Here is a 13,656-nt window from a genome sequence, read left to right on the forward strand (position 1 = left end):
ATGTCTTTAATCGCAAAAGGTACGCTGAGTAAAATGCGTGCTTCCTTAGATGGTGAGGTTCACTATCGTCTTCCGGTTGGCGAAGAACTCGTCGATCTCAAACCTTTTATCGGCCAGAGCATCACCTTGACTCACACGGGCAACATTTTTTGTAGCTCTTGTGGGAAAAAGACTAAGAAGAGCTATTCCCAAGGTCACTGTTTTGTATGCATGAAAAAACTCGCCAGCTGCGATATGTGCATTATGAAACCTGAAACGTGTCACTATGATCAAGGCACATGTCGCGAGCCGCAGTGGGGCGAAGATAACTGCATGGTTGATCATTTCGTCTATCTTTCGAATACATCTAGCCTCAAAGTCGGAATTACCCGCCATACACAGATCCCGACACGTTGGATTGATCAAGGGGCAACCCAAGGTCTACCAATATTCAAAGTAAAGACTCGTCAGATCTCAGGGCTGATAGAAGTTGAGTTGGCAAAGCACATTGCAGATAAAACTAACTGGCGAACTTTGTTGAAAGAAGATGGCGAACCAATGCCACTTGAAGAGAAGTTTGCAGAGCTATTGCCTTTGGTTGAGGACAAAATCGCTGAGATCAAACAGCAATTCGGTGATGATGCGATTGAGATACTCAGCGCTGATATCACCTCCATCAGCTACCCAGTTTTGCAGCACCCGACAAAAATCACGTCGCATAATTTTGATAAGAACCCTGAAGTGACTGGCGTCTTACAGGGGATCAAAGGTCAGTATATGATTTTTGATACTGGTGTTATCAACATCCGCAAATTCACTTCCTACGAAGTGGAAGTCAGCGCTTAATTCAAAGATACATTGAATTAACTAAAAAGCCCTTTCACTAAAAAATGAAAGGGCTTTTTGTCATACGGAGGCTTATTGGTCTAGCGGGCTGAGTATGTATTTATACTTCTCTGCACTTTGACCAAATGATTCAACGATACGAACTCTCACGTCATCTAACGTGATTGTTTTTGCCACCTCTCTTGCCTGAGTAAAGGCTTCCTCACCAAAACCGTTCACTATGGTTAACGCACGGAACCAAGCGACATCCGAGGGGTAGTTGATCGTGTCTTCGAGGTACACATCCAGCTGTTCCTTCGCAATAGTTAACTCCTCCTGAGTCACTGCAGCTATGAGTTCTTGAATGACCTTGTCTATAGCCTGCTCGACTTTAGGCAGGTCTTCCGCTGCAACTTGCGCTTCGAGCGTCCAATCGGTTGCCGGCTCATTGTGGTCGGTAGAATAATAGTTGTCGGGTGCGTAATCTAAACTCAGCTCTTCACGCACATAGGCATCTAATCGTCTGGCTAAAATACGCTGAATAACTTTATCAACCAATGCCAGCTTAGCACCCTGAGGCCGTGCCGATTTATTGATGGCACGCAATGTATAACGGCTGTTTTGTTCATTGTTAATCGCTAGATTAACTTTGCTATCGGGGCGCTCGTTATAATTCACCTGATAAGACGGCATTGTTGCCGCTTCTAGTGGAATCGTCGAAACATAATTTTTCACGCCATGCACAACCTGCGATGACTCCAACCCTGCCACAATCACCAGTTTGCTATTGCGAGACTTTCTGAATAGCTCATCATACGCTTGTTGAACTTGATCTACCGTTACGTTTTCAAAGTCATGGGCATAGGTAGGAAAATAGACGCTTTGCGGTGCGAAGGTGTTAGTCTCAATCGCGTCATACCATTGACCAAGTGGAGATTTAAGGTAAGACAGAAGTTCATCAGAGTATTCCTTCTTTAACACTTCGAGCTGCTGTTCACTGAACTTAGGATACGCCATTAGGTTGTACAGAAGCTTGAGAGCATCATTGGCCTGCTCTTTGGGAACACTAATTTCAAAGCCGTGTTCTGTACCATTAATGTAACTTTGCACATCAATGTTGTTCTTACGGACATATGACTTGAGCTGCGTACCATTAAACTGACCGACGCCACTCTTTATAATCGTCGCAAGAAGCAACTGAGATGCGGGTAGCAGTTCTCTGTCTAATACAGCTTTACCCCCTGCCGACATATATACAATGTGGGCAAAATCACTGTCATTTTCAGGGTCAAATAGCACATCAATGCCATTATCCAAAGACCAGATTACTTCTCCATTTTTCCCATTTGTGGCGTCAGGCAAAGGGTTAATTGACTCAACTTCAATCAATCCATCTACGTCTGTACTGATACGATTACTGGCAACACCAGGCATTCCATACATGCTTTTCCACTCAGGTAGAGTTTGCTTCACTTGCTCAACCGATTCTGTGCGATCAGTACCGACGAACACATCATATGAATAAGATAGCATATTTCGTGCATGTTGATTGATGTCCTCAATATCCGCTGTCCGCAGTAATTGATTGAGGCTGCGTTTGTAATCAGCTAAAGACTGAGAAGGTTCACCTTCTGCTAATTGAAACGTTTTGTCTTCAGCATAATCTTCAGCTCCCCGCTGAAACCAGTCATCATCTGCATGTTCACGACTGCTTCGATACTCTGCCATTACTACGTCTAATTCCTCCTGACTCACACCATGATCTCTTATTGACGCCAAAGTCTTCAAAAACAGAGGCTGGACGGTATCTCTGTCTTGGGAAGAAAATGCAATTGACGCATCGTACACACGCTCATTAACACTGGTGTAGATACTGGAATCAAAGCCACGCAAAGGTAACGCATGCTCTGAGTACACCGCGTCCAATCGGTGTGATATTAATCGCGCGACAATGTTATCCTTCCAGTATTCGATACGATCTTCTCTCGTTAAAAGCACATCATTACCAAGGTAGAATGTCAGTCCGGTTACCGACGGTTCATCAATACCCACTTGAGCAACAAAATCGCCTTTATTGATCTCTGCTTTTGATCGAACCGGCGGTGGTAGGTCACTGGTCGGCTGCCAATCGGCAAACATCTTCTCAACCAAAGCTTTTGCATCTTTACGCTTAACGTCCCCTACGATAATCAGTTCACTTGATTGAGGCTGATACCAAGTATCATAAAACGCTTTAAGTGATTGAGATGTCGCATTTTGGATAGTCTCAGGCGTACCAATCGCGTCTTTTCCTTCATAAGGCGTCCCTTTCACGCTGTTTTCATAGACTTTATCGTAGAAAGACAGATGTTCAGGAACACCACGGCGATATTCCGCCAGAACAACGCCCTTTTCGCGCTCGACTTCATCTGGTGCGAATGTGACACGATTAGCGACATCTCTTAGCCAAAGCATTGCCTTATCCAGTTCATCTTGATTAGGCAAACTCAGTGTGTAGACCGTTTCCTCATACGAGGTATAAGCGTTGACATCGTGTCCACTTGCTCCCGTCTTCTCCATCAGTTCAATGACTTCATTTGGCGTAAAGTTTTCACTGCCGTTAAATGCCATATGCTCGACAAAGTGAGCGTATCCAAGTTGGTCTGGCGTTTCTTCCAGGGAGCCAGCATGAACAAACAAGCGAAGAGATATCGCTTCGGTATCAAGCGGATAAATGTGGTATCGCAGCCCGTTATCTAACTGACCAGACGTCCAGTTAGTATCTTGCTGAGTAGGAATGCTCGTACTTTGCTGAGCACAACCAGTCAGCAGTAAAACGAACAAAATCAGGACTTTCTTCATAATAGCCATACTTCTTTGTTTTTATATTTACCCGAAATATAACTTCTAATGTATTAATGTCGATAGTCAATTTAATGAGAATTTACTTACAAACGTCCCTCTTCTCCCTCTAGATGAGCGTTTTTCAAACGAATGAGTGTTCAGTGCTTAGCTTTTCCTCAAAACCTGAGTTTTTTGTCATTAAACATGTTTTATTTCAATACTTTGAAAGATTTCAATATGCCAACTAAATTCAATTGGAGCGCGATTTTGGTGCTTAACGTCAATCTATTAGTGAGAAGAAAAATGAAAACAACACAAAAGAACAGAAACGTTGGCTCTTCACCTCTACTTAAAGCGGCAACAACCACGGCACTGCTCGCTTTACTTGCAGGGTGCGTAGGTAACCCGTACGTGACCGAAGCTGAACGCAACGATGTGATTACACTGGGCGATTCCATTTTTGATCTTTCAGGAGAACTACAGCAATTTCTTGAAGGGCCAGAAATGGCCAATACCACGTTCCGTGATTACACCTTAAGCGGCGCAAAGCTGAGTGGAGGGGTTGTCGCCAAACCTGTTGTTGAGCAATATCAGGATGCTCAGAGCGATGACCCAAACATTAATGTCATAGTGATGGATGGCGGCGGTAACGACATCTTGTTGCCCGCTGCTGTCTTTGACCCTCATAAGTGTAAAACCACTTGGTATCGTCCAGAGCTAAGCAGTAAATGTCAAAGCTTGGTTGACGATGTGTATGTCGAGACCGTGAACCTGCTAAACGAAATGGACCAAAATGGTGTTCAGCAAGTGATTTACCTAGGCTATTACTACACCACGGGGGACAAGGAAAACCTTCATCAAGCCATCGACTTTGGCGATAACCGTCTGGCTGATGCGTGTACAAACACCACCGTTTCTTGTCAGTTTGTCGACCCTAGACCCTACATCGCACCAGAAGATGTCTTATCAGACAATATTCATCCCACCACATCGGGCTCTCAAAAATTGGCGCAGCTAATCTGGCCTTACCTACAAGCCGTACTGTAGTGGCTTAAATTCAATAGCCGGTGGGCAACCACCGGTGAACTGTTGAAAACTGATAAGGAGAAAAGAATGAGTAAGTGGGTGTGGGCTTCAGCCGTTTGTGCCATTGCAGGGGTGGGAGTTTGGTTTGCGCCTATCGCAATCAACAGTGTTCCTGTCATCTTGTCTGCGGATGAGAGTACGGTTCACTCTGCCGAAGTGTTGTCGGACCGAGTCACTGGCCAAGAAGAACGTAATGCATTCAACATCGTCAATAGCCTCGCGATTCAATTGCAAAATGAGCTTAAGGATCGTATTGATCAAATTGAAATTCAGGTTGGGCTGCGTGATTTTAGAGACTATCTGGCAGAAAAATACCCAGACCAATCCCCTTCCCTTTTTCATGACGTGATCAGACAAGCTTTTCCGGAATACGCAGACATCATCTTTGAGAAAATCGCTTTGATGGAGGATTATGAACAATGGCTACTCTCTGAAATGAAGCCTCTACTCGCAATGACATTTGAAGAGAAACAAATAGCGGTGTGGGCAAAACGACGTGAACTGTTTGGCGACGACGCCGATATCATTTGGTCAGCAGAGCTTGCCGAGCGGGAGCAAAGAATCGCTGATACGCAAAAGTCGATTGAATTGCTCAACAGCGCTTATGATATGGAAATCAATCAGCGTCTTTTTACACTCAAAGCCACCATTGAAACCAACTTTGCAGAACAAGCTGGAGGCAAAATCCTTAGCCCTGCAATGATGGCGAGCACTTTCTTCAGTCTTGATTCTGTCCAACATGACTTGAGCAACATGTCTCCCTACGAACGAGCGCAGCAGCTAGCCAGCATCCGCAGAGATTTAGGCTATAGCGAATCACAAATCGAAAAGGCGGCAAAGCAGGATGAAGAAAACGAGCTTCGCTGGCAAATTGGCTACCAATATATGGGGGAAAGGCAGGCGCTGTTAGCCAGTCTCTCCGGCGAAGAATTAGACAATCAGCTAACTCAACTTCGTACCGACTACTTCGGCGATCAAGCGTCCACGCTAGAGAGAGAAGAGCAACAAGGTTTCTATCGATTTGAGCGCCCACGCGTATACGGCAGAAACTAGGCGGCGCTCAGTTCGGCATGGTTTAGGCTGGCAGCAAATCAGAACCACGAACCGTCACACGATGAAGTCGGCGCGGCTGATCGCCATAATCGGTCACAGCAAAATGCTGAGTACAGATATTATCCCAGATAGCAACAGAGCCCGGTTGCCATGAAAACCGTACCTGATTCTCAGGTTGTCTTGCCAGCGCAAACAGTTGCTCGAGCCGTTTTCGACTTTCTCTCTCTTCAAGCTCGTTGATACGATGGGTGAACTGCTCATTGACGTATGTGGTCAGATTGCCCGTTTCCGGATGGCGGACAACAAGAGGATGCTTAACAGGCGGATAGCCTTGAGATACTGTTGCTACGCGGCTCTCTCCTTGTTCATTCACAGAGTCATAACGACTGCCTTCGAAAGCGTGCAGCCCATGCGTCGCCGTTAGCCCCTGTAAAGCATGTTGCTCATCACTGGTTAGGCTTGACCATACCGCTTCCATCGAAGTCCAGATGGTGTCTCCTCCATGCGGAGGACAATGCTGTGCTTGCAGGATAGAGCAACGACACGGCGTAGCCTGCCAGGTTAAATCTGTATGCCAGAAGCTTTCACCGGGGGCATGACCGGGAGAAGTCTCAATCACAACCACTTGCTCTTCGTCATCTAGGTGAGGAAAAAACGGGTGTACCGGCTCCAAGTCACCAAAACGTTTTGCCAGCTCAATCTGTTGCTGCGGCGTCATTCCCTGATCTCGAAAGAACAATACCTTATGTTTGAGGTACGCTTGGTACAGAGCATCAAATTCTTGCTCACTCAGATTAGAAAGATCAACGTCTTCAACTAAAGCGCCAATGTGCTCTGAGAGCGGTGTTAGATTCACGGCTTATCCTTATTACATCCTGCTTAGAGAAATCAGACCGTTAGATAGAATAATTCCTTTCGCACGATCAAAAAAGACCCTACATGAGGGTCTTTGTAACGGCTCAAAAGCCAGATGAAAAATCTCAGACGACGCTATTGCCCTAAGATAAGTTTCAATTCATCAAACAGGATATCGACTTCTTCCAATGTGTTGTAGTGCATGAAGCCAATTCGAACAACACCACCTGATTCCTCAAGACCAAGTTGGCGAACCAAGCCAAGTGCATAGAAGTGTCCGTTCCAGACACAGATGTTGCGCTTACCAAGTTTCTTAGCGATCTCTTCAGGCGAATGGTTGTCAAACGTCAGAGCAAAAGTTGGTGTTCTAAGTTCACTGTTGGCTTCATCACGACCTAACAACGTTACACCTTCCAGTTCCGCTAAACGAGCAAGAAAACGTTCGCTGATCGCCGATTCATGCTGATTGAATTGCTGGAAAGAGTCGATCAGTCGAGTGCGAAGATCATCACCATCGTTGCCCCATTGAGCCAGATACTTCACTGCAGCAATAACACCTGCTAATCCTTCAAAGCTCTGGGTTCCGGTTTCAAATCTCCCCGGACCGATATTGGTTGCGGGCTCGACTTTATATGGCTGTAAAGCCTGCAGCCACTTAGGTGCAACATAGGAAATCCCAACGTGCGGGCCAAAGAACTTATAAGCAGAACAAGCAAGGAAATCACAACCCAGTTGTTGAACATCGACCAGATGGTGCGGCGCGTAATGCACTGCATCAACGTAAACCATCGCCCCGACGTTGTGCGCTGCTTCAACTACACGTTTCACATCCACAATCGAGCCTGTGGTATTCGATGCGTAAGTCAGCGCAACAAGTTTAGTCTTGGGGCTGATCAGCGATAGCAAATGCTCTATGTCTAGTGAACAGTCTTGCTCGTTAACTCGAGCCTGAAGGACTTTCGCTTGCTTATCATCGGCCGCTTGCTGCCAGCTAGAGACATTAGAATAATGATCGAGAGACGTAACAATGATTTCGTCACCCGCTTGCCAGTTACGACTGATCGCTCGGCTAAGCTGGAAAGTGAGAGACGTCATGTTGGCGCCAAAGACAATGTTGTCGCTCGACTCTGCATTCACTAGCGCCTTTGCAGACTCTCTCGCTTGCTTCATCAAATCGGTGGTGTGGGCACTGGAAAAATAGTGACCACCAAGATTCGAATTAAAAAAGCCAAGATACGCGGTCATCGCTTCAAGTACACTATTTGGCACCTGTGAACCACCCGGTCCATCAAGAAACATCACCGGCAGATCATTGTGACTTTGCTGTAGCGCACGAAACTGTGCGCGTACCAAATTAGGAGTGAAGTTCATTCACGGCTTCCTTCGCGGTTAGTACAAATACGTCCATATACCCTTCTTCGCCTTCAATAACAGAGCGAATAGGCGTCGCGTTATGCCAAAGCTTATTGTCAGCCAGCATAGCGACTTCACCGTTTTGCAGAACTTTACGGAAGAAAGGTGCCTCATTGAAGCTGCTGTATAGCATCACATCACCGCCTTCGATGTTGTGGCGCCCCATCCCGATCAGAGCAATATGCTCAAAGCCATCCTGATGCACGCCTTCAGGGGCTACCTGAGTTTCATCAAAAATCGCAGAGATACGCATTTGGTGAATTTCAATTTCCTGACCGTCAGCCAACTTATTGGCATCAGTAAACAGCTGACAAATTTCACGCATCCCTTCACTTTGGAGAGTGGGTGTTTCAATCGGCTCGAATTGACGCACGACATTGCCCTGAAAACGGTTAATGTCATCCGTCTGCATGAACTCATTTTTTTGAAGATCAATAACCTGACCATCTTTAAACTGAATCACAGAGTAACGGCGCAAACGGAACTTTCCATCTGCATGCTCGGTATTGGGTAGCTTGGTAAAAGACGGCGCCAACTGTGCAAAAGCAGAGTCACTTAGCTTTGTAAGCTGCAAAGTTGTTTCGCGGTTATGTAACATCATCATCTCCTTAATGAATGTTCACACTGAAATATAGGATTAACATATCATTCACAATTATTATTTGCGCATTTATATCGCCAGATCAACAAATATCAGCACTTACATCCAACAAAAATAATAATTAAGAACTTTAATCCAATAATATGTAAAATTTCAGTTATACGAACCAGTTTACAAGTTTCGCAGCTCCAAAATTCAGATGACTTATCTATTAACAGCGATATATATCTTTAAGCTCAAACAGTTAAGAGGGAAATTAGGCTTTGAAAGCGCCATCGTTTGCGTTCTAATCTATAACCATTAATTACATTTCCGCGACTTGCTAACGCTTTCAATAGCCCCAACTATTCCATACAATCGAAAGAAATTGATAAGCGTCACCGCTAATGGAGCACAAATGAGCGACGTAAAACACAGTAAGCTACTTATTCTTGGTTCTGGTCCTGCAGGCTACACAGCAGCGGTTTACGCTGCACGCGCTAATCTTAATCCAGTACTCGTAACTGGCATGCAACAAGGCGGTCAGTTAACGACAACAACTGAAGTTGAGAACTGGCCAGGTGATCCTGAAGGTCTAACAGGACCAGCATTGATGGATCGCATGAAAGAGCATGCCGAGCGCTTTGAGACAGAAATCGTGTTTGATCATGTCAACGAAGTTGATTTCAGCCAGCGCCCATTCCGATTGAAAGGCGACAGTGGCGAATACACGTGTGATGCGTTGATCATCTCTACTGGTGCCTCTGCCAAGTATCTTGGCCTTGAATCCGAGGAAGCGTTCAAAGGTCGTGGCGTATCAGCATGTGCAACCTGTGATGGTTTCTTCTACCGTAACCAAAAAGTGGCGGTTGTGGGCGGCGGCAACACCGCTGTTGAAGAAGCGCTTTACCTTTCTAACATTGCTTCAGAAGTACATCTGATTCACCGTCGTGACAGCTTCAGAGCCGAAAAGATTCTGGTTAAACGCTTGATGGACAAAGTCGAAAACGGCAACATCATTCTGCATACCGATCGTACTCTGGAAGAAGTCACTGGGGACGATATGGGTGTGACGGGCGTTCGCATTAAAGACACCAAGTCAGATTCTATTGAAGAGCTAGAAGTGATGGGTGCTTTCATCGCAATTGGTCACCAACCTAATACTGGCATTTTTGAAGGCCAGCTAGAGATGAAAGACGGCTATATCATCGTTCAGTCGGGCCTTGAAGGCAATGCAACTGAGACTAGTGTTCCTGGTGTTTTCGCCGCTGGTGACGTCATGGATCACAACTACCGTCAGGCGATCACGTCAGCTGGAACAGGCTGTATGGCCGCACTGGATGCAGAACGTTATTTAGACGCTATTGCAGACAGTAAATAATATTTTTCATTTTTGACTCAAATCCTTAAAGCCTCGTGGTATTCCCACGAGGCTTTCTTTTGTATAATCGCGAGCTTCGACTAGTCATAATAATTATCATTAAGCCTTCACGATGGACAAAAAGAAACAGCGCAGCTTGAATAAATGGCTCAAGCAGCAAAGTAAGTTAGCGAAACGCTGGCTGATGATTGCTGTTGGCCTCGGCGTACTTTCAAGCGTGTTCTTGTTAGCTCAAGCAGCCTTGCTCGCCACCATTCTTCATCAATTGATCATTGAACAGGTCGACAAATATGAACTTGTTCCTTATTTCCTAGGTTTAGCCGCCGTCATTGGCGTTCGAGCGCTGTGCTCGTGGGGCCGAGAGATTGCAGGCTATCGCTGCGGCGAGCAAATTCGTATCTATATACGTCAGCTAATTCTCGACAAACTCCGAGAGTTAGGACCTGCTTACATCAAAGGTAAACCTGCTGGTTCGTGGGCAACATTGTTGCTTGAACAAGTAGAAGATATGCATGACTTCTTCGCTCGCTATCTGCCACAGATGTCCTTGTCTGTGTTGGTTCCTTTTGTGATTCTTATTGTTGTCTTCCCGGTGAACTGGGCAGCTGGACTAATCTTCTTGCTGACCGCCCCATTGGTGCCGATGTTCATGGCTCTTGTCGGTATGAAAGCAGCCGACGCAAACCGCAAGAACTTCAAAGCATTGCAACGTTTATCTGGTCACTTTTATGACCGTTTACAGTCGATGACTACCATTCGTCTGTTTGACCGAACCAAAGCAGAAACTGAAGTGATGCGTGGGGCTTCTGAAGTGTTCCGAACTCGCACAATGGATGTACTTAAGATTGCGTTTCTTTCATCTGCCGTTCTGGAATTCTTTACCTCTATTTCCATTGCACTGACAGCCGTTTATTTTGGTTTTGCCTTTATCGGCGAGCTTAACTTTGGCGACTATGGCGCGGGTGTAACCTTGTTGGCTGGTCTGTTCATTCTGGTGCTGGCTCCTGAGTTTTATCAGCCGCTGCGTGATTTAGGCACTTTCTATCACGCGAAGCAACAAGCGGTTGGGGCTGCTGAAAGCATTGTTGAGTTCCTTGATACTGATGTCAGTGCTGTTCGTTCAGGTGACAAAACGCTCAGCGCGAATGACGCTATTTCCATCCAAGCAAAAGATTTAGAGGTGTTCTCACCTGAAGGCACTAAATTGCTTGGTCCGGTGAGTTTTGAACTCTCGACAGCTCAGACAACAGCTTTAGTTGGCCCAAGTGGCGCCGGCAAAACCAGCTTAATCAATGCGATACTCGGATTCCTCCCATATCAGGGGTCACTCACCATCAATGGCATTGAGAGAACAGAGCTGAATCTCGAAAGCTGGCGGGAAAAAATCAGCTGGGTTGGCCAGAACCCGTTGCTGTTACATGGTTCTATTCGTGACAACATCACGTTGGGCAAAGACAACGTTTCAGATCACGCAATCCAAACCGCATTGCAAGAGTCTTTCTCAGCAGAATTCGTTGAGCAACACGGGCTCGATTACGCGGTATCCGACCGCTCTGGTGGCCTTTCCGTCGGTCAGGCCCAACGACTTGCTTTGGCAAGGGCAATGGTTCAAAACGGTCAGTTCTGGTTGCTTGATGAACCAACTGCAAGTCTGGATGCACGCAGTGAGCGTCTGGTCATGCAGGGGTTAGCTGGTCAGGTCGAAGGTAAAACAACGCTGATGGTCACCCACCAGCTCAGTCCTCTACAAAACGTTGAACAGATTCTGGTCATGGAAAACGGCGAAATTGTTCAAAGTGGTCACTACAACGAACTCTCTAATCAAGAGGGGGTATTCCAAAATATGCTTCAGGCGAATAACGCTCTGAACCAAGCCAACAAGGGGAATCTCGATGCGTGATTTAGTTCCCTATCTAAAACTGTATAAAAAGCACTGGTTCGGCCTATCGCTGGGAATGCTGCTGGCCTTCCTGACTCTATTTGCTTCTATTGGCCTGCTTACTTTGTCAGGTTGGTTCCTATCTGCCGCTGCAGTGGCCGGGTTAACTATCGCCCGAGAAACCTTCAACTACATGCTGCCAGGGGCTTTTGTCCGTGGCTTTGCTATGGGACGTACCGCTGGTCGATGGGGTGAGCGCGTAGTCAGCCACAACGCCACCTTCAAGCTACTGACCGATCTGCGTATTTTCTTCTTCTCCAAACTCGCACCATTAATTCCGGGTCGAGTATCAAACCTGCGTGATGCAGACTTACTCAATCGTCTAGTTGCCGACATCGACGCGATGGACCATGTCTATCTTCGCCTTGTCAGCCCTATGGTCGTCGGTACTCTTGGCATCCTAGGTTTAACAGCGCTAATTTGCTGGTTTGACATGGAGCTCGGCTTAACGCTTGGCGCCATTCTTATGGCTTTACTGCTTATCTGGCCAGTGTTGTTCTACAAATTAGGTAAAACCAATGGTGCAGAGCTGACACAGAACAAAGCCGACCTGCGTATTGTGGCATTGGATTGGTTACAAGGCTATAGCGAGCTCACCCTGTTTGGCGCCGAAGAACGTTACCGCAATGCGATTTTAAATGTGCAAGAACGCTTGCTGAAGAATCAGTATTTTAATGCTCACTTTGCAGGTTTAGCACAAGCATTGTTGATGCTTGCTAACGGTTGGACAATTGTTCTGATGCTATGGCTAGCGGCAGATGGTGTCGGCGGCAATATGCCTGATCCTATGGTTGCCTTGGTGGTATTTGCCACAATGGCCAGTGTCGAGCTTCTAATGCCAATTGCTGGCGCCTTCCAGCATTTAGGTCAAACACTGACTTCAGCACGTCGCTTAAACGACATCATCTTGTCCGAGCCTGATGTTCAATTCCCAGAAGAGAACACGCAGCACGACAACGCATATTCAATTGAGTATGAGAATGTCACTTTCCGCTATCCGGATGGCGACTCAAATACACTGCAAGACATTAGCCTGCAAATCCCTGCCAAGCACCGCATCGCAGTGGTAGGTCAGACTGGTTCCGGTAAATCGACATTAATGCAGTTACTGAATCGCTATTGGGACACGCAGCAAGGCGACATTAAGATTGCAGGCCAATCCATTCGTCATTGGAGTGAAAGCCAGCTTCGTCAGGCAATCAGCGTGGTCAGCCAAAGGGTTGATATCTTGAATGGCACGTTGCGTGACAACGTGTTGATGGCCTCTCCTGATGCCAGTGATGAAGTGCTAAGCGAATCTCTGACTAAAGTAGGACTTGAAAAACTACTCGATGTTCAGGGTTTGGATACTTGGTTAGGTGACGGTGGTCGCCAATTGTCCGGAGGTGAGAAACGCCGTATCGGTATAGCCAGAGCGCTGCTTCATAATGGCCCTATTTTGTTGCTAGACGAGCCGACGGAAGGCTTGGATAAACAGACTGAGCGACAAATCATGCAGCTGTTTGAACAGCATTTTGAAGACAAAACGGTCGTCTTCATCACTCACCGCTTAGTCGACCTTGATAAGATGGACTCGATTTGTCTGATTGAACAAGGTCAGATAGTTGAGCATGGTAACCATCAGGCACTGCTTGAAAAACAAGGGCGATATTTCGCGCTCAACCAAACGCTATAAACACAAGGGGCAATATTGATTGCCCCTTTTTTATCCCAGCCTCCCAA

General features: G+C 46.3%; 10 protein-coding genes. 6 read left to right on the forward strand and 4 right to left on the reverse strand.

The features are described from left to right. Window positions 1-825: a DUF2797 domain-containing protein gene (locus tag F0265_RS07270; protein ID WP_095560941.1), complete on the forward strand. Its 825-nt coding sequence runs from the start codon at window positions 1-3 to the stop codon at window positions 823-825. A gap of 72 nt (window positions 826-897) precedes the next feature. Here the strand turns inward: F0265_RS07270 and F0265_RS07275 are convergent, their stop codons facing one another. Then, window positions 898-3,645 (reverse strand): M16 family metallopeptidase, encoded by a 2,748-nt coding sequence (locus F0265_RS07275; protein WP_171748387.1) that lies wholly within the window; start codon window positions 3,643-3,645, stop codon window positions 898-900. 285 nt (window positions 3,646-3,930) lie between these two features. Here F0265_RS07275 and F0265_RS07280 point away from each other — a divergent pair, with 285 nt between their 5' ends. Then, entirely contained in the window at window positions 3,931-4,674 is a 744-nt protein-coding gene (locus F0265_RS07280; protein WP_171748388.1) for an SGNH/GDSL hydrolase family protein, read from the forward strand. A gap of 66 nt (window positions 4,675-4,740) precedes the next feature. Continuing rightward, entirely contained in the window at window positions 4,741-5,766 is a 1,026-nt protein-coding gene (locus tag F0265_RS07285; protein ID WP_171748389.1) for a hypothetical protein, read from the forward strand. Between the two features lie 22 nt (window positions 5,767-5,788). Here F0265_RS07285 and F0265_RS07290 read toward each other — a convergent pair whose 3' ends face one another. From F0265_RS07290 to F0265_RS07300, 3 genes are all read right to left on the reverse strand, one after another. After that, window positions 5,789-6,622, reverse strand: a complete 834-nt coding sequence (locus F0265_RS07290) for a TauD/TfdA family dioxygenase (RefSeq protein ID WP_171748390.1) — start codon at window positions 6,620-6,622, stop codon at window positions 5,789-5,791. 134 nt (window positions 6,623-6,756) lie between these two features. Next, window positions 6,757-7,992 carry a cysteine desulfurase-like protein gene (locus tag F0265_RS07295; protein WP_171748391.1) on the reverse strand — a complete coding sequence of 412 codons (1,236 nt, stop codon included), beginning with the start codon at window positions 7,990-7,992 and terminating at the stop codon, window positions 6,757-6,759. Continuing rightward, window positions 7,976-8,635: a 2OG-Fe dioxygenase family protein gene (locus F0265_RS07300; protein WP_171748759.1), complete on the reverse strand. Its 660-nt coding sequence runs from the start codon at window positions 8,633-8,635 to the stop codon at window positions 7,976-7,978. Before F0265_RS07300 ends, F0265_RS07295 begins: the two co-directional genes overlap by 17 nt. A gap of 397 nt (window positions 8,636-9,032) precedes the next feature. Here F0265_RS07300 and trxB point away from each other — a divergent pair, with 397 nt between their 5' ends. The 3 genes from trxB to cydC all read left to right on the forward strand — a co-directional run bounded on the left by trxB (window position 9,033) and on the right by cydC (window position 13,609). Beyond that, on the forward strand, window positions 9,033-9,995 hold the full coding sequence (gene trxB, locus F0265_RS07305) for a thioredoxin-disulfide reductase (RefSeq protein ID WP_065740335.1): 963 nt from the start codon (window positions 9,033-9,035) through the stop codon (window positions 9,993-9,995). A gap of 112 nt (window positions 9,996-10,107) precedes the next feature. Beyond that, a complete protein-coding gene (gene cydD / locus F0265_RS07310; protein WP_171748392.1) occupies window positions 10,108-11,895 on the forward strand; it encodes a cysteine/glutathione ABC transporter permease/ATP-binding protein CydD in 1,788 nt (595 codons plus the stop codon). Further along, window positions 11,888-13,609 (forward strand): cysteine/glutathione ABC transporter ATP-binding protein/permease CydC, encoded by a 1,722-nt coding sequence (gene cydC, locus F0265_RS07315; protein ID WP_171748393.1) that lies wholly within the window; start codon window positions 11,888-11,890, stop codon window positions 13,607-13,609. Before cydD ends, cydC begins: the two co-directional genes overlap by 8 nt. The last annotated feature ends 47 nt before the right edge of the window (window positions 13,610-13,656 follow it).

Origin of the sequence: Vibrio sp. RE88 (assembly GCF_013113835.1) — a bacterium.
Taxonomy (GTDB): Bacteria; Pseudomonadota; Gammaproteobacteria; order Enterobacterales; family Vibrionaceae; genus Vibrio.